The sequence below is a fragment of the Salmonirosea aquatica genome, assembly GCF_009296315.1.
Lineage (GTDB): Bacteria > Bacteroidota > Bacteroidia > Cytophagales > Spirosomataceae > Salmonirosea > Salmonirosea aquatica.
The window spans coordinates 566,538-587,159 of record NZ_WHLY01000002.1 but is presented as its reverse complement, the minus strand read 5'-3'; the positions used below and the strand labels follow the sequence as shown (position 1 = coordinate 587,159).

The following is a 20,622-nucleotide window of genomic DNA, read 5'->3' as shown; positions in this document are numbered from 1 at the left end:
ATATTTACGCATAGAAAAATTAATTGCTGCATATGTCTGTGTTTTTTGCTCAAAATATTTCATTCCTCAGAAACAATCACGAGTCCCGGCCTTCCCAGCAAAAGCTGGCCGAGGAGTTGGGATTCAAAAAATCGACCCTGGCGGCCTGGGAATCGGGACGGGCCAAGCCTTCCTTTGAGGACATGCTGCGCCTGGCCGATTATTTCAAAATATCGTGCGACGACCTGCTTACTAATGACCTGTCTACCATGCAGGTCCGGCCCTGGGTCAAAGAAGAAAATTTGCGGGTACTGGTGACGACCGTTAACGCTGAAAACCAGGAAAACATCGAGTATGTACCCGTACGGGCGATGGGCGGCTACGCGCAGGGCTACGGCGACGTAGATTACATCAGTGAACTACCCGCCTTTCAGCTACCTTTCCTGGCGCGGGACCGCAAGTACCGTGCTTTCCCCTACGAGGGTGACTCGATGCCACCCTTACGCGAAGGATGTACCGTCATGGGCGAATTTGTGGAAAACTGGCATTCGATCAAGAGCGGTACGATTTGTCTGGTCGTCACGCAGGACGAGGGGGTGGTGCTCAAAAAAGTGTTCAATTATCTGGAAGAAAAAGGTCTGCTGGTGCTGAAATCTACCAACGAGCGTTACGCGCCTTATCCCGTAATGCGCGACGATATTCACGAAATCTGGCGCTTCGCCGGATACTTCGACACGGAATTCCCCCGCTAAGCGGAATAGATTGCAGAGTGCCCTGATAATTGGAGTAAGGTAGGTGCAGGGGTAGCAGGGTTTTGAATGCTTTTGAGTGAATCTGAAAACGTATAAAAGCGCAACGAATCAATGAACAAGGCACACCTGATCCCCAACTCTTACTACCAGTTTTCGAAAAAAATAAGCGGCAGTCTGCTTTTTCCATCCCACGACGACTACCTGCACTTTCTGTTTTTGTATTGCCGTCAGGTTCAGCCCATTGCCCGTACATTTGCTTATTGTCTGTTACCGGATTCTTTTTTTGTGCTGCTGCAAATCAGGGACGAAGCTTCTCTCCAACGCCATACCGAGCGGGTAGGGGCCGGGATCGAGGAAGTAGCCGAGGATTGTCAGGGGTACCTTGAGCGCCAGATTTCAAACTTCGTGGCCCGGTATCACAGTTCGCTGAACATTACTTTTTCGGAAAACGAAAGGGGCTGGCACTGCGAATACCTTCCCAATGAGGCCGAAGTTTCTCACCGCGTTGAACTGCTGCATCTTTACCCGTTGTATCACGAAGCGGTTCAGGGAAATGGACGCTGGCCCTACATGTCTCTACATTCGCTGCAAAGCCGCCGCCATACCTTCCTGGACCGGGATACCGTACACGCGTGGTTCGGAGGTTTTGAGGAATTTCTAAAGGAAAGTAGCTTTACCTTAGCCGAATGCTTTTAGGCGGCTGAGGGTAGCCCGATTACTCAGAAAACAGGTAGTGTAGTGAAAACTACTTTCTGATGCACTTTCAATCGATACGCGTAATCGGCCCGGCGCTCTGGTACCTGCTTGTTGCTATTTCAGTTCATGGGCAGGAAGTGCCTGCCAAGCGGTACCCTGTGGTGGTGATCGCGCACCGGGGAAACCATGTCAAGGTGCCTGAAAACACCTTGGCCGCTTGCAAGGAAGCCATCAGGGTCGGTGCCGATTATGTGGAAGTCGATCTGCGAACGACAAAAGACGGGAAAATGGTGTTGCTCCACGATGCTACCGTAAATCGCACTACCGATGGGCAGGGGCCGCTAAGCGATTTGACCTGGAAGGAAGTCAAACATCTGCACTTGAAAACGACTGATTCAAAAAAGTACAGCATCCCCGAGTTCAAGCGCATTTTGAAACTTTGCAAGGGAAAGATAAATGTGTACCTGGATTTTAAAGAGGCTGATATAGGCCAAACCTGGAAATTGATTCAGCAGGCCAACATGGAAAACCAGGTTATTGTCTATCTCAATAAGGAAGAACAGTATCAGCAATGGAAAAATACCGCCCCTAATCTGCCGTTGATGACGAGTCTGCCGGAAAAATATTTGACAAACCATGATCTGGAAACTTTTCTTAAAAAGGTCAACGTGCAGGTGCTGGACAATCTGAAGACCCCGGAACGCGTGGAGGAAGCCAGAAAGCACGGAGTGGACGTATGGCTCGATGTGCAGTCACCCACCGAAGGCCCCATAAGTTGGAATGCTGCCTTACAAAAAGGCGTGTCGGGAATGCAGACCGATCATCCCGAGGCGTTGATCCGGTATCTGAAACAGCGAAACCTTCATTAAGCTACACTTTGCACGCAAATTCTTCCGTTTGCCTGGTAAGGTATTCAACTAAAAAACTACCCTGATGAAACATTTCGTCATGCTGCCGCTGCTACTGGTGATTTCCTGTCAGGAAAAAGATGCGGGCAAGCAGAAATTGACCAATAATCTGGAAGCTGTTTGGGCCGAATATGAACCGGCTTCGGTTTTGATGGATGCCGACATCGACCCTTTTGTAGCGGTCGAGGCTATGTCGATCGACGAAGTAAAGGTACTCCTCGGCCACATGTACCAGGCGGATCAGCAGTATCGTGACAGCCTCTACAATGGCAATCCCGATCGGAAGGATTACTACTGGAAAAAGATATATGGAAACGATCAAGCAAATAAAAAGCTTTTGAATAAAATACTCGACAAATACGGCTGGCCGTGCATAGCCAAATTCGGGGAGGCGGGGTCTGAGGCGGCCTGGTACGTAGCCTGGCATCAGCGGGATAGCGAACGTAGCATGGCTACCTACCTAAAATATATGGAAGAAGCGGACCGCAGGCACGATATGAAACATGAGCAATATCTGTTGGTAAAAAATCAGTTGGCCAATCTGCGGAGCGTAGGGAATGCAAACAACTAGTGCGCAAGATCATTCACATAGACATGGACGCGTTTTTCGCCTCCGTCGAGCAGCGCGACCATCCCGAGCTACGTGGCAAACCCGTGGCCGTGGGGGGCGGCGGTGATAGGGGCGTGGTGGCCGCGGCTAGCTACGAAGCGCGCAAATACGGCGTGCGATCGGCCATGGCGTCCCGAACGGCGAGGCAAAAATGCCCGCATCTGATCTTTGTCAAATCCCGTTTTGAAGTATATAAGCAGGTATCGGCGCAAATCCGCGCCATTTTCGCCGACTATACCCCCCTGATCGAACCCCTTTCGCTGGATGAAGCCTACCTCGATGTGACGGAAAACTTGCGGGGTATCAAATCGGCTACACTCATTGCGCAGGAAATCAAGCAACGCATCCGGCAGGCAACTCAGCTTACAGCTTCGGCGGGAGTATCGTACAATAAGTTTCTGGCCAAGCTGGCCTCCGACCACCGCAAGCCGGATGGTATATTTGTAATAAAACCCGAAGAAGGCAAGGACTTCGTTGCGCAGCTACCCATCGAACGCTTCCACGGCATAGGGCGGGTAACGGCTCAGAAAATGCACGAACTGGGTATCCTGACCGGCCTCGACCTACGCCAGCAAACGGAAAGTTTTCTGCGGCAACACTTCGGCAAAGCGGGCGGGCATTACTTCCGCATTGCCCGCGCCGAGGACGAGCGCCCCGTCGAGCCCGACCGCGTGCGCAAGTCGGTGGGCTCGGAAAATACCTTTGCTCAGGATCTGGATACGTTGGCCGAAATGCAGGGCGGGCTGATTCCGCTCCTGGACGATGTGTGGAAATGGTGCGAGCGTACCGGGGTATATGGCCGCACCGTGACGGTAAAAATTAAACTGAACGACTTTCAGATCATGACGCGCAGCCGCTCGTCGTTCCTGCCGATCCGGGAACGGGGCTTTTTTGAAAACCTGGCCTTCGAGCTTTTGGAAGAAAATTTTCCCCTACCGCTTCCGGTTCGGCTGCTGGGCGTTTCGCTTTCCAACCTCGAAGATTCCCAGCCTTACGAGGGCAAGCAACTGACACTTACTTTTTGAATTAGCCCGTACTTTTCAAAGGTACGGGCTTCTAAAAGGGTAGGCTTTTGGCAAAGAGCGGGGAAAAGCAGTAAATTGCTGTCGGCTTATTGATTTCGTGCCCAAACCCGAAACCGACTCTTACCCTCTGTTGACTCGCTATGGAGCTCTCGTATCTGCTCATTGTGCTGTATTTCGTGCAGTATATTCAAAAAAACCTGAACACGAAAGAGGTGTACCCCCGCTGGAACCAGTGGCTGGTATACGCCCGGTACCTGGCCATTGTGCTGCTCTGCCTGCCGTACCTTACCTCCAACAGTACTTTGCCCCCGGCGCTTGTAACCTGGCTATGGCATATATTCATGGGGGCGTTTGTGGGGATCATCTACACCCGCGAGGAATTCAAATCCGTACGTTCGCTCATGCTGTCGGTGATACCGTTGATTATTATCGCGGTGCTGGGAGATGCCCTCGAACTGGTTGCCCGGAATGTTTACAAGCAGTACGACGACTATTTCGATATGTTCAAAATGATCGCGATCGTTTGGGTGATCGCGATGTGGTACCAGAATAAGCGGCAGCAAAAGCAGTTAGCCGCCGAGCGACAGCAACGGCTGGAGGAAGAAAAGGAAAACCGATTGATGCAGGCCCGCAAAGCCGAACTGGAAATTCTGGTAGCTGAACGGACCGCTGAAATTACCAAGCAGAAGGAGGAACTATTGATCGCTGTCGATCACCTCAAAACCACCCAAAGCCAGCTTGTTCAGTCCGAAAAAATGGCCTCCCTGGGCGAGCTGACCGCCGGCATCGCCCACGAAATCCAGAATCCGTTGAACTTCGTCAACAACTTCGCCGAGGTTAACAGCGAGTTGATCGAGGAGCTGAGGGAGGAGCAGGAAAAGGATACACCCGATAAGGAATTGATCGAGGAAATCCTGCACGACCTGGCCGATAACATGCAGAAGATGGTACACCACGGCAAGCGGGCCGACTCCATCGTGAAAGGTATGCTGATGCACTCCCGCACGGGCAGCGGGGAGAAGGAGGTTATCGATGTGAACGCGTTGGCCGACGAGTACATGCGGCTGGCTTACCACGGCCTGCGGGCCAAAGACAAGTCGTTCAACGCGGCGTTGGAAAAAGACTTCCAGTCGGAGGTACTGATGGCCAAGATAACCCCGCAGGATTTTGGACGGGTGTTGCTCAATATTTTCAACAACGCGTTTTATGCCGTCATGCAGAAAAAGAAAGCGGTGGGAGAGGGGTACCGCCCCACCGTTTGGCTACGTTCCCGGCAGGAAAACAATACTGTAGAAATCAGGATCAAAGACAACGGTACGGGAATTCCGGACTCAGTGCGGGCGAAGATCTTTGAGCCTTTTTTTACAACCAAACCGACGGGGCAGGGTACCGGTCTGGGGCTCTCGCTCAGTTACGAGATCATTCATGTCGGCCACGACGGCTCGCTGGAAGTAGAGAGTGAGAAGGATGCATTTACCGAATTTATTATCAGAATCCCCCAGGGAAAAGTTAACTAAGGCAGACTATGGAAAACGAACACACCAAGATTTTGGTTGTAGATGACGAGCAGGATATCAAATCGCTTTTTGAAATGAAGTTCCGGCGGGAAATCCGCCGGGGTGAACTGGACTTCTCTTTCGCCTTTTCGGGAGAAGAGGCGCTGAATTTCATGCAAGACCACGCTTCGGAAGTCGTATTGATTCTCTCGGATATCAATATGCCGGGCATGAGCGGCATTGAATTATTGAAAAAAATCCGTGTGGACCATCCTTCGCCCCACCCGAAAGTAATGATGATCACCGCCTACAACGATGACGACTATTATCAGCAGGCGATCCGGAACGGGGCCAATGACTTTTTGACCAAGCCGCTGGATTTCTCAATACTCAAAGAAAAACTGGAAACCCTATGACCACGAAAATCCTGGTTGTGGATGACGAAACCGACTTGCAATCATTGATCAAGCAGAAATTCAGGAAGGAAATCCGGGAACAGAAATACGAATTTGAATTTGCTTACGACGGCGAGGACGCCCTCGAAAAACTCAGCGAACACCCCGAGATCGAGCTCGTGCTGACCGACATCAATATGCCCAAGATGGACGGCCTGACGCTGCTCCTCAAGCTCCACGACCTTAGCCCCATCCTGAAAGCGGTGATGGTGTCGGCCTATGGGGATATGGAGAAAATCCGTACGGCCATGAACCGAGGAGCATTCGATTTTGTGACTAAGCCCGTGGATTTCAAGGATTTGGGCGTGACCATAGAAAAAACCATTAACCATATTCAACAGCTGAAAAGAACAGTGCAGGCCATCAAGGAGAATAATATCCTGAAAATGTACGTTGACCATAACGTGCTGGATTTCATGACGGGCGGCGAATATGAAAACGTCATCACGGCCAACGAAACCGTAGAAGCAACGGTACTTTTTATCGATATTTGTGGTTTCACGGCAATCTCGGAGAAGGTACCCCCCGATGTGGTGGTACGGCTCATCAACAAGTATTTCGATGTGATGGTGGAGGAAATCATTGCGCAGGGCGGCTACGTGGACAAGTTCATGGGAGATGCCGTCATGGCGGTTTTTCGCGACGAGTACCAGCTCGACCGTGCCATTGAGGCTTCGCTGGCCATACGGGCCAAAATCAACGCCGTCAAGGAAGAAATCAGCTCGGAATTCACCTACCTGCCCAAAGTGGCGATCGGAATCAATTCCGGTGAGGTGATCAGTGGCAATATCGGTTCGGCCAAGCTGCGTCGCCTGGACTACACCGTCATTGGTGATAGCGTCAACATGGCTCAGCGCTTCCAATCGGTGGCTCAGCCGGGACAAATCGTCATCAGTCAGGGTGCATACGAGCAGGTGAAGGAATCGTTTGTGTGCGCCGAGGTAGGGATGGTGGAGTTGAAGAACAAAGCCAATCCGGTTCGGGTTTATGAGGTGGTGGAGTAGATGTATACCGGATTTAGGACGTTCGATATGGGCACTAACCGCTTTTAGTTTAGTTTCTGATTTTATAATAATACCCCAGCAAGCAACCTAACGGGCTATCCTTTGGCAACCTCAGTAAGCCAAATGGCCCATGTCAACTAGTATTTATGAAACAAATCTCAGTATTTCTCCTGCTGCTGCTTACAAGCATCACCACGGCCTTTGCTCAAATTCCCGATACCTTCCAGTGGTTGTCCGACGGCAGCGGTTTCCGCGATTCTGATGGCGAGGTAATCATGGAGGTAAAGCTGCCGGGCCAAACCAGCGAAACCATCGTTTCCAAAGCCCAATTGACTCCTAAAGGCAGCACAACGCCCCTCAAAATCAGGAGCTATACGCTTTCTGAAAAAGGCGACAAAATACTGATTTACACGAATTCGCAGCGGGTATGGCGCTACGATACGCGCGGGGATTATTGGCTACTGGATCGCACTAACAATACCCTGACCCAGATCGGGAAAAATCGCCCTGAATCTTCGCTGATGTTTGCTAAAATCTCGCCCGATGGCCAGAAGGTAGCTTATGTAAGCGAACACAACATTTATGTGGAAGACGTGAAGGGCGGACAGAGCAAAGCCCTGACGCAGGATGGTACCGACCGCATCATCAACGGTACCTTCGACTGGGCTTATGAAGAAGAGTTCGACTGCCGCGACGGCTTCCGCTGGAGCCCCGACAGCAAGTCCATTGCCTACTGGCAGCTGGACGCCCGGAAAATCCGTAACTTTTTGATGATCGATAATACCGATTCCATCTATTCCTTTACAGTTCCCGTAGAGTACCCCAAGGTGGGCGAGACCCCTTCTCCTTACCGAATCGGAGTGGTGGATATTGCCTCGGCCAAAACCAACTGGATGGCCATTCCCGGCGATCCGCAGAACACCTACGTACCTCGCATGGAGTACGCGGGTAATCCCCAGGAACTGGTGATCCAGCAGCTCAACCGCAAGCAGAATGAAAGTACCCTGTTTTACATCAATACTAAAACCGGCAAGTCGACGCCGTTTTATACCGAGACTGACAAGGCCTGGATCGATATCAAAAGCCGCTGGGCCGACAGCCCGGTAGGCTGGGACTGGCTCAATGGCGGCAAGGAGTTTCTGTGGGTGAGCGAAAAGGACGGTTGGCGGCACACCTACCGCGTGAGCCGCGACGGCAAGCAGGAAACGCTCGTCACGAAGGGCAACTACGACATGATCAGCCCGGTGCTGATCGATGAGAAAAACAATGCTTACTACTTCATGGCCTCGCCCGACAACGCCACGCAGTCGTACCTCTACCGTACAAAACTCGACGGTACGGGTACCGCCGAACGGGTCAGCCCGGCGGCTCAGGCAGGTACCCACAGCTACGACCTGGCTCCGAATGGTACCTTTGCCCGCCATACGTTTTCCAGCGCCCGCATCTACCCCATCACGGAGTGGATCACGCTCGCTACCCACGCTTCCCTGGATCCAAACGCCAGCGTAGAGAAAGGCATGAAGGCTCCTCAACGCGCTGATATCAACATTGAATTTTTTAAAGTAAAAACCGCCGATGGTGTCGAAGCCGATGCCTGGATGGTGAAACCCACCAACTTCGACCCCACTAAAAAGTACCCCATCGTATTCACGGTGTACGGCGAACCCGCCGGTAGCCAGGTCATCGACCGCTTCGGTACCGGGCGCAACCGCCTGTACCTGGGCAACATGGCCGATGATGGCTACATCTATGCCGCCGTCGACAACCGGGGTACCCCCATGCCCAAAGGCAGGGAGTGGCGCAAATCCATCTACCGTAGCATCGGTACGATCAATATCCGCGACATGGCGATGGGCGCCAAGGCGATTTTTGAGAAATTTCCCTTCGTCGATACCAGTCGTGTGGCCGTGCATGGATGGAGTGGGGGAGGCTCTTCGACGCTGAACCTGCTGTTTCAATATCCTGATATGTTCCAGACGGGCATCGCGGTAGCCGCCGTGGCCAACCAACTGACCTACGATAACATTTATCAGGAGCGGTACATGGGCTTGCCTCAGGAAAATCTTGAAGATTTTGTGAAAGGATCGCCGATCACCTACGCCAAAAATCTGCGGGGTAATCTCCTCTATATCCACGGTACGGGCGACGATAACGTACATTATCAGAACGCTGAAATGCTCCTGAATGAGTTGATCAAATACAACCGGCAGTTCCAATACATGCCTTATCCCAACCGCTCACACGGCATCTACGAAGGTGAAGGTACCTCCCGGCACCTGGCTACGCTGTTCACCAAATTCCTGAAAGAGAAGTGCCCTCCGGGTGCTGCTGTCGCAGGGAATACTACCGGAGCTACCACGCCTTCGTCTGTCTCAGGAGCAAAAGGCACAGCCAACGGACCCAATTAATGCGTTCAACCTACCCCTTGGCCATGAGAAAGTTGTTGGTTTGTCTGCTTAGTCTGTTTGGTGCAGGTACCTTGGCCCAAAACCAGATGCAAATGCTCAACACGACCCGTGATCAGATCAACATGGAAGGGTTGAAAATTCCGACCACGGGAACGCTATGGGGCGTGGCCTCGGCCAATAAAGGTGAAGTGGTGGGTGAAATCTACCTGGATACGCTATGGACGAAGGGCAATGTGAAGCTCTACCAGAGCATCCAACCGATTGGCGGAAAGGCGATCGACACGCTCTCGGGGCTGGCGATGCGCTACAACGTGCATTTCAACGAAATCGAAATCCTGCTGAACACCTTCAATGATGTGAAAGCCTTGCAGGGTAGTCAGATCAAAGTATTTTCATTAGAAAAAGCCGGGAAACCTGCCTACTTCCTGAACACGCAATTGTATAAAACCGACAAGCAACCGACCGGTTTTTACGAAATCCTGGTACCCGGTAAAGTCACCCTGGCCGCTCTACCCCGGACCATCGTAAAGAAGCCTACCTACAATGCGGCCTTTGAAGTAGGTACGAAAGATACCCGTATTCTGCTCGATGCCGACTACTACGTGCTGAAAGACGGCAAGGCGGAAAAGGTAAAACCCACCAAGAAATCTATTCTGGAGTTTATGCCCGACAAGGCCAGGGAAATGGAAGCATTTCTGAAAACCAACGACCTCGATCTCAAAGAGCGCACCAATCTTGTGCGGCTCTTTGAGCATTACAATTCTTTTTAGTGGACAGTGGATAGTGGACGGCGGACAGTTTTGGGAGACAGGGTGTTGGAACTGCGAGATTGTCAGAGTGAACTCTCACTCTCAACTCAGTCGCCGCCACATCTCGGCGCAGGCCCGGGCGTTGTGGTAGGGGCCTTTCCAGAAATGGATTTTATCGCCTTTTACCGCCGTGCCGTCTTCCTTGACGGTAGAGTACCACTCGCCCCGTTCCCGATCCACAAATTTGTCATAGGTATAGTCCCAACTGCGTTCGGCCATTTTTTTGTATTTTTCCTCGTGGCTTAGCTGGTAGGCGTTGTAAAATCCCACGATCTGCTCGGCCATGACCCACCAGCTCCGATCGGTTTGGGTATGTTTGGTTTCGGGATCATATTCATAGTTGAGCGCTCCGTCCGGACTCAGGCCCGAGGTGGCGGCTTCGGCCATTTTCAGGCAGCGCTCGTGTACCCAGTGCAGCATTTCCTCATCTTTCAGTATTTCGGCGGTTTCGTACAGCAGCCACGAAGCTTCAATGTCGTGCCCGTACGAAATCGTATTGCTTTTCGGCTTCCAGTCTTTGGTGAAAAACAACTTCATCCGGTTCGTTTCAGGATCCACGATATGACCCAGAATGGCCCCCATCATGCCCTTGATCCGTTGCCGGAGCAGCGCATCGGGCCACACCACGTACAGGTTGGTGTAGGCTTCGATGAGGTGCAGGTGGGTGTTCATGCTTTTGAGGTAGGGGGCCTGGCTCAGAATGTAGTTCTCGATCGGTTGACCCTCCCGTCCCACCGCCTCAAGGTACCCCCCTCGTTCGCATCAAAAGCATATTTTTCGATATATTCAAAAAGTCCCCGCGCCAGTTTTAAAACTTCCGCAGATTTGGAAATCCGGTAGTACTCGCTCAATCCGTACATGGCAAACGCCTGTCCGTACATCTGTTTGACGGTTTCCAGTGGCTTGCCTTCCGCCGTGACCGACCAGTACACTCCGCCGTTCTTTTCGTCAAAAAAATGTTCTGCCAGGTACCCAAAAGCCCGGTCGGCTAGTTTCTTGTAGGAAGGGGACGGAAATAGCCGATGGGCCATCGAAAAAGTCCAGAGGATGCGTCCGTTGACGACCACCGAACGGGGAGCGTCCGGTTTCGGGACGTTGTCGTACGTGACCTGACCGTAAATGCCTCCCCGGTCGGGATCGGGCCCGTACTTTTCCCAGTAGCTCAGGATGCGTTTCAATTCGGTGGCAAACGCTTCGGCGGTAAATGTGGCGGGCATAAAGCGGGGATTTGATTGTATGAAAAAGGGTCAGGCGAAATAAAATTACTTAGGAAGGCAGAAATTAACCTCCCCGTTGGAAATTTTGCCTTACATTTCTACTGGAATCGGGTACCTTAGGGTACCTGGAAAAGAAATTCATTCAACCTTCTCTAATCGACAATTTATGAAAACCTTGACCGCCTTCGGGCTGATGCTACTGGCCCTTTGCCTGAATGCCGTGGAAACGCAGGCACAAACCAAAGAATTTCCCGTGATCAAGAACGGGGGTGGGGTGTTTCCCGTACCCGAAGCCGTGGCAGTAGCCGATCCGTCGATGGCTTACAAAATCGTGGGCGATCTGATGGTAGGGCCCGAAAAACCCAATGAACTCAACCCGGGTCTCGACCGCGTGGCCCGCCTGTTCAACGCCTATTCCGAAGCGGGTATTCCTGCCGACAAAATCAAGATGGTGGTGGTGGTGCATTTCAAAGGTACCCCCTTGATCATGACCGATGAGGCCTACAAAAAGGAGTTCGGGGTACCTAATCCCAACACGGCGCTGATCGACGAATTGGCCGGCAAGGGCGTTGAATTCTTTATTTGTGGTCAGTCTTTGCGGATGCGCGGCTACACCGATACCCCCCGCAACCCGAATATCAAGGTCACCCACGCCGCCCTGATTGCCACCACGACCTACCAATTGAAAGGGTACGCCGTGTTGAGCATGCCGTAAACTGTCCTTTTGAACTGCAACAGGGTACCTTGTGGGGTCGTTAGGCTGGCTGAGAGCCCTGGGGAAGAAACACATTTCCTTTTTAATCATGTAGAACGCTGGTCTTACCGGGGTACCTTTGCATTGTATCAGATTTGGGCGGGACCCTTGGCGGACTCAGGACTATTTGCATGGGGCAACTAGACACTAAACGCACATCCGGTGCCCAGATTTGGACGACTCGGGATCAGTAAAATGAAAATACCGGCCGGGGTTAAGGGGGAAAGGTGTTTGATTTTAAAAATAAAATGTATCTTTGTTGCTTCACTGGTTACTCTTTCTTTAAGAACAGGTAATCAGGAGCCTACACACACTAAGATACATTTCGAAATGAAAACTGTTTTCAAAAAAACTGTGCTTCTGGGCACAGTTGTCCTTGCGGGCATGGGAGCCACCATCCATGACTTCTCTGCCCCGCCTTCTCCGCAAACCTCTCAGCGGTTCCACCCGGTTACGAATTCCCAACAAAGGTATGTGTTCAACACTCAAGTGTCAGGTGGCGATGTCTCCCTGCGAATCCCCAGGCGGTTTGTAGTGATCAATACAAGGCTGGCTGCGTTACAGGAGGGAATCTTAGGAGATTCTATGGCCGAAGATTTGAAAGTTGCCTCGAGAGAATACCTGGCCCTTCAATAAAGGTAGCCTACTCTTAATCTGTAGCCCTGGTGTCTAACCTACAGACCTAGGAATAGTAAACTGTGGCCCTACCAATCCAGGGTTTTGCGGAAGGGTACCTGCATAAAACGAAAAAAGCATCTCAAATTGAGATGCTTTTTTTTGCGGTCCGGGCGGTTTCACATATTCATCAGAGAACCTCGTGATTCCCTTATACATTATCTCGGGAGGGAAGGCAAGGTACCGACTGTTCGTTGCCAGGCTACCAACTACCATTATGCCAAAGGTTGTTTTTGAGTAGTTCAAAGAATATTTTTTTCGAAGAAGATCTTAATGATAAAATCCACTATTCATTGGGTTTAGCGTATTTTATAATGATTTTGGAATATGTTTAGGAGCTGAATATGCAAGTATTCACTTATGGCTGTATCGATATATAAGGCAATAAAACCACTCGGAAATGAATTTCTTAGGTATCTGGGGAAAACTTGTACCAATCCGGAGAGCAAGCTAGGCTGCACATACGAATTTAAGTGCAGCCTCATGCCTTCAGATGACGCTGTTTTACTCTATACTTTTTGCCTTTTTTCTCCTGCTAGGATCACTTGATCATTATACCACGGATTTCATCCACGATATAGAAAACAGGGTCATTATTTTTAAATTCACAATTTGGGGTCAGAGTGTCGTTTTGCTGGTGGAATTTATATGCTACCCGCAAAATACTGATCCTGCACCTTGCTTTTGCAACTTTCTGATCGCACCGCTGTCAAATCAAATTGATGGATGAAACAAAAGGCAACAGATTGACAGACCAGCTTTTGGTAGCCAGGGTGCTAGGTGGCGATACGGGTGCCTTCAGGTACATTATTGAAGATACTGAGGGAATAGTAGCCCAAATTATTTTTAAAATGATCCCGAATCTAGAAGACCGCAAGGATATCGCACAAGACGTCTACCTTAAAGTATTCCATAATTTGAGCCGTTTCAAATTCCAGTCCAAACTTTCCACTTGGATTTGGCAGATCACATACAACACCTGCCTGAACTACCTGGAGAAGAAGAAACTATTCCTATTTGACAACTTGATTAACGCATCCGCAGTAGAGGAAGAATCGGATGGACTACCGGAGCTATTTGAAAATTTGGTTGAAAAAAAAATTATGAATGATGAGCTTTCCAGGATACTGTCCAAAGAAATTGACAAGCTTTCCCCCGTATATAAAACACTCATCACCCTCTACCACCATGAGGACCTGAGTTATGCTGAAATCGCCACTATTGTTCAACTTCCTGAAGGAACAGTCAAGAGCTATTTATTCAGAGCCAGGAAAACGTTGAGAGATCAATTGATATTAGTTTATAAAAAGGATGCCTTATGAATGACGATCATGTTTCAGATAATGATATACAACAATTTGTATTACAAAAAGACACTCTTGAGGATCGGGTGGCCAAACACATGCAACTTTGTGAAGACTGCAAAAGAAAAGCGCAATTATATGCAGTATTGTTTGAAGGAGTGCATAGCCAGCCTAAACCTGCATTTGACTTCTGTTTGCAGGACGTTGTCATGACTCAGCTTCTTCAATCCAAATCCGAAGATAGATTGGATAAATTGCTCGTTTCCTCAATCATGGCCATAAGTATCATTCTGATTGGTTCAAACCTATATTTTTTTCGAAACGAACTGATAGGAGCAATCTATTCTATCACACCTATACTCGCCTACCTAGTTGGCATCACGGGTGTTTGCATGCTCTTGTTTTTGGTTCTCGATTTGTATGGTGATTTTAGGATGAAAGTGCGAATGTTAGATTACAACTAGTTTTTGCAACATAAATGCGACCGCCCGGTCTAATTACTTATAAATCATGAAAAGAAAAATGAAAAAGATACCGTATATTATTTGTCTTACAATATTACCCTATTTGGCGAGGGCCCAGAGTGAGCATATGGCATTTTTTGATCAGGAGATGATAAAGATTTGCCTGGCTCTCCTCTCCACAGGTGTCCTGTTGCTATTTATCTTAGAAGTGGTCAAACAATTTTTTGACTATCGTCTAAAAAATAAGATACTAGAATTGAGGGTACCTGAAGAGGTCGCAAATGCAATTCTAAAACCAAAGACAGGTCGGTCGAGTATGAAATGGGTTTCGGTATTTACAGCCCTAGGGATCGGACTGACCCTTGTTCACTTTGCACGTCCTTTGGGGATTCATTCTGCTGCAATTCTGGCTTTTAGCACGGCCGCGGGTTTCCTTGTTTTCTTTTACTATCTCAGAAAATCTGCTCATTAACATCTACAATTAAATAAACCTCAACATGAAATTCACTCAACTCAACCCACAATGGGTAAGGGCTATCTATGTCCTGGTAGTATTAACTCTGTTAATTAATACCACCTGTTTATCCCAAGGAAATCTCCCAATGATTAGGGCAACATCGCAAAACGTGACTATCAAAGATGGGTATGTAATACAGGAGGGAATTTGGAATTTATCGCCGGAAATAAAACCCGATGTTTATTTTTCCTTACCCTCGGATGTTAAAAAAACTATTACTTTTTATACAGATATAGATTCCATCTCTTTTGATGTCGAGCCCCGTCGACAGTATGATTTCAATATTCTATTAAATGATAAGGACACGTGCCTCACGCGGATTTCTACTGGTGAAAAGACCTCAGTTCTAACAAGGATTTCTGATTCCACAAAATTCATTGCGCCCGAATTGCTGGCCATGGATTTTGTGGTTTTCAGGGAATCGCTTCGAAGCGAGCATGCTGGCCTGTACCGCTATCAAGACAGAGAAAAATTGGATAGGCTCCTGGACAGTTGCTTGCTTTCAATCAACAAGCCGCTTACCCAGCTTGATTTTGGAAAAAAAATACTTTTCATCACCAGTGCGATTCAGGATGGTCATACCGGTACCAATATTTCCTCCCTGTTGGTGAATAGTTATTTGGAGCATGTTAAGCTGTTTCCGCTATACCTGTATTTTGTGGATCAGAAAGCTTTGATAAGTTGCCAGAATGACAAGCATTTTCCGGTTGGAACTGAGATTCTATCCATCAATGGTCAGCCCGTAGGCCAGATCAAGCGTGCATTATTCAGGTACTTGCCTTCGGACGGAAGTATTGAAACCAAGAAGGCACAAACATTGAATAACAATGGAGCTTTTCCTTTTCTCTACAACTGGATTTTTGGAAATCATGAATCATTTTTAGTTCAATATAAAACGCTTACGGGTGTTATAAAAAACATTTCCGTTAGCGCAGCATTTGCAACGGATTTTGAATGTAAAATAAAAAATTCCACTAACAGTACAAAGGATCTGGATGTTCAGTACCCTAAAAATGGCACAGCCATATTAACTATCAAGACCTTCGACCAAAACCGAATCAAGAGGTCTGGACAGGACTTCAAGCATTTTTTAGATGAGGCCTTTGAGACTATTTCGGAGAAGGGTATCCAAAATCTGACCATTGATGTACGCGGTAATGCTGGAGGTGAGGATACGAATGGAGCACTTTTGTATTCGTATATCGCTAAAAGCCCGTTCAAGTATTATTCCTCAATCCAGACGAATAGTAAGAAGTTTACCTTAGCAGACAACCCGCTTTTAGGATGGGTCGAACCCCAAGATTCCAGTTTCAAAGGAAATGTTTATTTCCTGATAAATGGCTTATCATTTTCGACCACATCTGACTTTTGCGCCATTGCCAAAAGTAATGGGCGCGGAGTGTTCATTGGCGAAGAAACGGGGGGAGGGTACTATGGGAATACTTCTGGTCAAACCGTCAAGGTCGAATTGCCCAATAGTAAGATTCAGGTTATAATTCCCAAGCTTAAATATACCAATGATGTCAAAAAGGTTTATTTTACCGATCGGGGAGTGATGCCTGATTATCAAGTAATTCCAACGGTTGAAGATTTAGCAATAGGAAAGGATGTACAGCTTCAAATGGCAATAGATTTAGCAAATCAAAAATATTAATCCATTAATAATTCTGATAAAATATTTCAAATGCAGTACTGCCACAAGATATCTAAATGTTATCGATATGTATGGTCAAATAAATCTAGAGATTGACTTTGTATAGTATAGTCCTCGCTCCAGTTTTAAGGCTGATTCTTATTGTTTTTATATCTTGACTGGATGATACAAAAAGCAATGAGACTATAGACACAAGTCTGATATGGAATGTACCCGTTTGTTGGAAAATTCGGGCACATGTGAGAAAGAAAAAGCCCCTCAGTTTGAACTGAGGGGCTTTTGCGGTCCGGACGGGACTGTAACCCAGTAAATTTGCACTTTTTGCCATTTCACCAAAAAGGGGGAAAAATCGGCTTTTTTAATCAAGTGAGGTATATTTTTATTTTACTGATTATTAAAACAGATTCAAAGCTATTACAATAAATTAAGATATTCCGTCCCCGAATCCGTCCCTAACCCCTTTTTCGGGGACGGATTTTTAATATATTTGTGAGCGTCTAAAACATCATACTGAAATCATGTCCAAGGAAACCAAAAACTCGGTTACGTTCGTGCTCCGTGAACCTAACTCCAAAACCGAGCAACCAATCAGCCTTATTCAGCGGTTCAATAACGACCGTATCAAGATCAGTACAGGCGTGAAGGTCTTACCCGCCCATTGGGACATAAAGAAAAACCGGGTTCGTAATGTGGTGGCCGCTACCGGTAAGGATTCAATCAATGCCTTTCTTTCCCGGATCGAAACGGAAGCCAAAAGGCTATTCATCGACTTGCAGACAAGCCAGACCCTCAGCAAGGAAACCTTAAAAGCTGGGCTCTTGGAGATCGTAAGGCCCGAACCCCCGAAACCCGCTCCTACGGAACCCGGCCTTTTTACCTTCATCCGGGAATTTATCAGGAATGCCCCTGAACGTGAAAATCCAGTTACTGACCAAAAAATCAGTGCTGAAACAATCCAGAAGTACAAAACCGTCTTTGCTGTTCTACAAGACTTTGCAACGATTTACCGTAGGCCGCTTGACTTCGATACCATTGATTTAAAATTCTACAACGATTTCAAAGGGTATCTGACCAATGAAAAGAGGTTTGCACACAATACCATAGGTAAATACATCCGCACCTTAAAAACGTTTCTCAATGATGCTACGGCTGAGGGTGTAAATACGAAGCTAGATTACAAAAGCTTGCACTTTAAAACCCTCAAAGAAGAGTCTGAAAACATCTACCTCAACGCTGAGGAACTGCAATCCCTGGCAGATTACGACCTTTCAGAAAATACGCGATTGGAAAAAGTCAGGGATTTGTTTTTGGTGGGCTGCTGGACTGGTTTACGGTTTTCGGACCTAGTTACCCTTAGACCTAGCATGATAGATGCTAAGGGACTGATAAGAATGCCAATGCAAAAAACTAAGGGTAAAGTAGTTATTCCTTGTCACCCAACCGTAAAGGCCATTTTTGAACGGTATGACGGTGAGTTGCCTCGTGCAATATCAAACCAGAAGATGAACAATTACATCAAAGAGGTTTGCAGATTGACTGGGCTTAACGATTCCGTATCTAAGTCCATGACCATAGCCGGGCAACAGATTACCAAGACTTTCGAAAAATGGGAACTCGTTAGCACTCATACCGCCCGTAGGTCATTTGCTACCAATGCCTATTGGATGAGAATTCCCACGGTAACAATTATGAAGCTCACCGGGCATAAGACGGAAAGCAATTTCCTGAAATATATCAAGCTATCGGGAGAAGAACACGCCCAAATTATAGCGGATGCCTGGGAGAATCAAAGCCGGCCTTTCTTTGCCATCGCTAACTAGTCCAAACCAAACTTTCTTTGGTACCCTAGGCAAAATCTAGCCCCCTTGGACCGATACCCGGCCCGGCTCCTAGCCAGGTAAGGCCACGGCCACACCTTTTTATCCTCCCTCAGCAAAATAATCTTTGGATTTATGAATACTCAGCAACCGAATGTAGGTAAGTATTACAACCTTCTTTTGTCTCTTAAAAATGATGGGAGGTTTGATGGTAATTTCATAGGCAAAATAAAGCCATTCTTTCCATCCGATGATGAGAAAGAAATGATTCAATACCTTCGGAAAGAATGGCTTAAGAGTCATAAAGGCATGCTTGACAGTAACTTAGCAACTAGTCTTTCCCCTATTAAGATGTTGGAAGAATGGTTAGAAAATGGTTTTGATTACCACTTTGCCAAAACTTACAGTGCTAATACATTTACGCCTATAAGTGTGACCACAGACAATGAAAGCGATAGGCTGCGCATAATTGACAATTTGGGAGAGGACTTGGGTGGTTGGGACTTTATCCAATATTTGAATCAGGTACATGAGCAATATCAAGACAGTGGCCCGGAAATAGAAAAAATAGAATGGATTGCAAGTCAACGCGCGTTAGGTTATATCATGTATGAACTGGCAAGTAAGGGTTATATCAAGGTTCCTCAAAAATCAGATGGAGAGATAGATTACACTGCCTTTTCTGAATTACTCAAACAGGCTTTTTCGGGAATAAAAAGCACCGACAATCTACGCCAAGCCCTCAACCCCGATAGTGATAAACGATTAAGTGAGGAAAAGCAGAAGCGTTTCAGGATTCCCGATGTAAAAGAAATATCCTAACGTTTCTTTAAATAGTTAGGTGTACACCGTACCGAACCTTAAAGCAAGTTTAAAACTGTATTGTTTTGGGCCATCGTTTAACAAAACACTTGCCCAATGCAACAGCCCATTGTCAGCACTCAAATTCAACACCTGGAAGCCGATTATATCGTTTCCAAGTTCGCAAGCCTTGAACAGGCTTTACAACAGATCAGCCGTACCGTTAAACCCTCGGTACCTGCTGATGAATTCCTAACCCAAAAGGAAGTGGCCGCTTTTCTGAAAGTGTCCAAAGTGACGGTTTGGGCCTGGTCCAAGCCTGAAACCGGGATTTTGACCCCTCACCATATTGGCAACCAAGTACGCTACCTAAAAAGTGAGGTAATTTCAGCGGCTAAGAGTGCCGGGAAAGGAGGAATGAAGCCGTGAAAAATTGCACCTTCATTTCATCCATGCTCGACCGTAAGACCTCCTACGTGGAATTGGCCGTTGTCGAACTGCCGGAACTCGAAAGCCGAACCGCTACCCCTGGTACCGATTACCTACCCCTATTTATCAGCGTCGTGAGCCTGCTTGATGCCTACCCGATGGGCATTTGCCCGGTTCCGGTTGAAGCTGGTAAGATTCTGGTTTACTGTGCGGATGGGTTTGTATCCACGGCATTGGCGGTGCTTTGGAAAGAGGACTTTGGACCCGCTGATGTGGTGCTAGTCGGTGAGCTGCTGGAAGATGCATTGGAATGCCTGGTAGAGGTGAAAACCTTGTTTAAAGCTGAGGGAGGGGCTGATACACTATGAAAAAATTCATCAAATGCCCTGCTCCTGGAATCTACCGTTCCAAAGTTCACCACATACAAAAGGCGTTGGATGAACTGCCAACCGTCGCACTACAAATGCGCATGAAACGCTCGGTACGTAGACCCTGCGCTCAGATGGAAAGGATACTAGAAGATTATCCACACCAACCTTACAGCAACTCCCTCCGCTGCCACAAATCCGGCCTTTCCTACGCGGATAGCTGTATAAAAAGAGTAGCCTCTTTGCTATACAATGAGTCCATTATAGAGCAATTTGACCTGCTCACCTATAATGAAATTGAAGGCTTATTGTCTGAAGCGTTGGAGACTTTGACGGTTATCCTAAATGAAGCCGAAGCCAACGCGCCCGGCTATTGGCGCAAAGGCCCGGCCCAACCTCAGCGGCTCAAACCGCTACCCGTAGCAAAAGAAAGCCCGTAAGTAAGTACCTACGGGCTTTCTGAATATTGTCTAAAACTTC

General features: G+C 48.0%; 23 protein-coding genes. 21 read left to right on the top strand and 2 right to left on the bottom strand.

Features of this window, described 5'->3' with window-relative positions; translation table 11 throughout:
* The first annotated feature begins 32 nt into the window (after nt 1-32).
* The 10 genes from GBK04_RS03420 (at nt 33) to GBK04_RS03375 (ending at nt 10,103) form a co-directional block, all read left to right on the top strand.
* Nucleotides 33-731, top strand: coding sequence for a helix-turn-helix domain-containing protein (locus GBK04_RS03420; RefSeq protein WP_152756856.1), 699 nt, complete (start codon nt 33-35; stop codon nt 729-731).
* A gap of 111 nt (nt 732-842) precedes the next feature.
* A complete protein-coding gene (locus GBK04_RS03415; protein ID WP_152756854.1) occupies nt 843-1,427 on the top strand; it encodes a hypothetical protein in 585 nt (194 codons plus the stop codon).
* A gap of 59 nt (nt 1,428-1,486) precedes the next feature.
* Complete coding sequence (locus GBK04_RS03410) at nt 1,487-2,296, top strand: glycerophosphodiester phosphodiesterase family protein (protein ID WP_152756852.1); 810 nt, start codon at nt 1,487-1,489, stop codon at nt 2,294-2,296.
* A 64-nt stretch (nt 2,297-2,360) separates the two neighbouring features.
* The gene (locus tag GBK04_RS03405; protein WP_152756850.1) at nt 2,361-2,906 is read left to right on the top strand and encodes a hypothetical protein; all 546 of its coding nucleotides are present in this window, start codon (nt 2,361-2,363) and stop codon (nt 2,904-2,906) included.
* A 23-nt stretch (nt 2,907-2,929) separates the two neighbouring features.
* Nucleotides 2,930-3,970, top strand: a complete 1,041-nt coding sequence (gene dinB, locus GBK04_RS03400; RefSeq protein WP_152756848.1) for a DNA polymerase IV — start codon at nt 2,930-2,932, stop codon at nt 3,968-3,970.
* Nucleotides 3,971-4,110: 140 nt separating this feature from the next.
* Nucleotides 4,111-5,487 (top strand): ATP-binding protein, encoded by a 1,377-nt coding sequence (locus tag GBK04_RS03395; protein ID WP_152756846.1) that lies wholly within the window; start codon nt 4,111-4,113, stop codon nt 5,485-5,487.
* Nucleotides 5,488-5,495: 8 nt separating this feature from the next.
* The gene (locus GBK04_RS03390) at nt 5,496-5,882 is read left to right on the top strand and encodes a response regulator (protein WP_152756844.1); all 387 of its coding nucleotides are present in this window, start codon (nt 5,496-5,498) and stop codon (nt 5,880-5,882) included.
* A complete protein-coding gene (locus tag GBK04_RS03385) occupies nt 5,879-6,925 on the top strand; it encodes an adenylate/guanylate cyclase domain-containing protein (RefSeq protein WP_152756842.1) in 1,047 nt (348 codons plus the stop codon). The genes GBK04_RS03390 and GBK04_RS03385 overlap by 4 nt, the downstream gene beginning before the upstream one ends.
* 146 nt (nt 6,926-7,071) lie before the next feature.
* Complete coding sequence (locus tag GBK04_RS03380) at nt 7,072-9,333, top strand: S9 family peptidase (RefSeq protein WP_152756840.1); 2,262 nt, start codon at nt 7,072-7,074, stop codon at nt 9,331-9,333.
* A gap of 23 nt (nt 9,334-9,356) precedes the next feature.
* A complete protein-coding gene (locus tag GBK04_RS03375) occupies nt 9,357-10,103 on the top strand; it encodes a hypothetical protein (protein WP_152756838.1) in 747 nt (248 codons plus the stop codon).
* Nucleotides 10,104-10,184: 81 nt separating this feature from the next.
* On the opposite strand, the gene GBK04_RS30300 is transcribed toward GBK04_RS03375, so the two are convergent.
* Both GBK04_RS30300 and GBK04_RS30295 read right to left on the bottom strand, forming a co-directional pair.
* Nucleotides 10,185-10,814 carry an AGE family epimerase/isomerase gene (locus GBK04_RS30300; protein WP_373330683.1) on the bottom strand — a complete coding sequence of 210 codons (630 nt, stop codon included), beginning with the start codon at nt 10,812-10,814 and terminating at the stop codon, nt 10,185-10,187.
* 23 nt (nt 10,815-10,837) lie between these two features.
* Nucleotides 10,838-11,359: an AGE family epimerase/isomerase gene (locus GBK04_RS30295; protein ID WP_373330682.1), complete on the bottom strand. Its 522-nt coding sequence runs from the start codon at nt 11,357-11,359 to the stop codon at nt 10,838-10,840.
* A 166-nt stretch (nt 11,360-11,525) separates the two neighbouring features.
* On the opposite strand from GBK04_RS30295, the gene GBK04_RS03365 reads away from it, so the two are divergent.
* The 11 genes from GBK04_RS03365 to GBK04_RS03315 all read left to right on the top strand — a co-directional run bounded on the left by GBK04_RS03365 (nt 11,526) and on the right by GBK04_RS03315 (nt 20,582).
* Complete coding sequence (locus GBK04_RS03365; protein ID WP_373330681.1) at nt 11,526-12,074, top strand: DsrE family protein; 549 nt, start codon at nt 11,526-11,528, stop codon at nt 12,072-12,074.
* A 234-nt stretch (nt 12,075-12,308) separates the two neighbouring features.
* Nucleotides 12,309-12,749: a hypothetical protein gene (locus GBK04_RS03360; RefSeq protein ID WP_152756836.1), complete on the top strand. Its 441-nt coding sequence runs from the start codon at nt 12,309-12,311 to the stop codon at nt 12,747-12,749.
* Between the two features lie 761 nt (nt 12,750-13,510).
* Nucleotides 13,511-14,110 carry an RNA polymerase sigma factor gene (locus tag GBK04_RS03355; RefSeq protein ID WP_152756834.1) on the top strand — a complete coding sequence of 200 codons (600 nt, stop codon included), beginning with the start codon at nt 13,511-13,513 and terminating at the stop codon, nt 14,108-14,110.
* Complete coding sequence (locus GBK04_RS03350; protein WP_152756832.1) at nt 14,107-14,556, top strand: hypothetical protein; 450 nt, start codon at nt 14,107-14,109, stop codon at nt 14,554-14,556. Before GBK04_RS03355 ends, GBK04_RS03350 begins: the two co-directional genes overlap by 4 nt.
* A gap of 46 nt (nt 14,557-14,602) precedes the next feature.
* Nucleotides 14,603-15,028 carry a hypothetical protein gene (locus GBK04_RS03345; protein ID WP_152756831.1) on the top strand — a complete coding sequence of 142 codons (426 nt, stop codon included), beginning with the start codon at nt 14,603-14,605 and terminating at the stop codon, nt 15,026-15,028.
* Between the two features lie 25 nt (nt 15,029-15,053).
* Nucleotides 15,054-16,727 carry a S41 family peptidase gene (locus GBK04_RS03340; RefSeq protein ID WP_152756829.1) on the top strand — a complete coding sequence of 558 codons (1,674 nt, stop codon included), beginning with the start codon at nt 15,054-15,056 and terminating at the stop codon, nt 16,725-16,727.
* A gap of 518 nt (nt 16,728-17,245) precedes the next feature.
* Nucleotides 17,246-18,547, top strand: coding sequence for a site-specific integrase (locus tag GBK04_RS03335; protein ID WP_152756827.1), 1,302 nt, complete (start codon nt 17,246-17,248; stop codon nt 18,545-18,547).
* 132 nt (nt 18,548-18,679) lie between these two features.
* Nucleotides 18,680-19,366 (top strand): hypothetical protein, encoded by a 687-nt coding sequence (locus GBK04_RS03330; protein ID WP_152756825.1) that lies wholly within the window; start codon nt 18,680-18,682, stop codon nt 19,364-19,366.
* Nucleotides 19,367-19,462: 96 nt separating this feature from the next.
* Nucleotides 19,463-19,774 (top strand): helix-turn-helix domain-containing protein, encoded by a 312-nt coding sequence (locus GBK04_RS03325; protein WP_152756823.1) that lies wholly within the window; start codon nt 19,463-19,465, stop codon nt 19,772-19,774.
* Entirely contained in the window at nt 19,771-20,142 is a 372-nt protein-coding gene (locus tag GBK04_RS03320; RefSeq protein ID WP_152756821.1) for a hypothetical protein, read from the top strand. Before GBK04_RS03325 ends, GBK04_RS03320 begins: the two co-directional genes overlap by 4 nt.
* Nucleotides 20,139-20,582, top strand: a complete 444-nt coding sequence (locus GBK04_RS03315; protein ID WP_373330680.1) for a hypothetical protein — start codon at nt 20,139-20,141, stop codon at nt 20,580-20,582. Before GBK04_RS03320 ends, GBK04_RS03315 begins: the two co-directional genes overlap by 4 nt.
* The last annotated feature ends 40 nt before the right edge of the window (nt 20,583-20,622 follow it).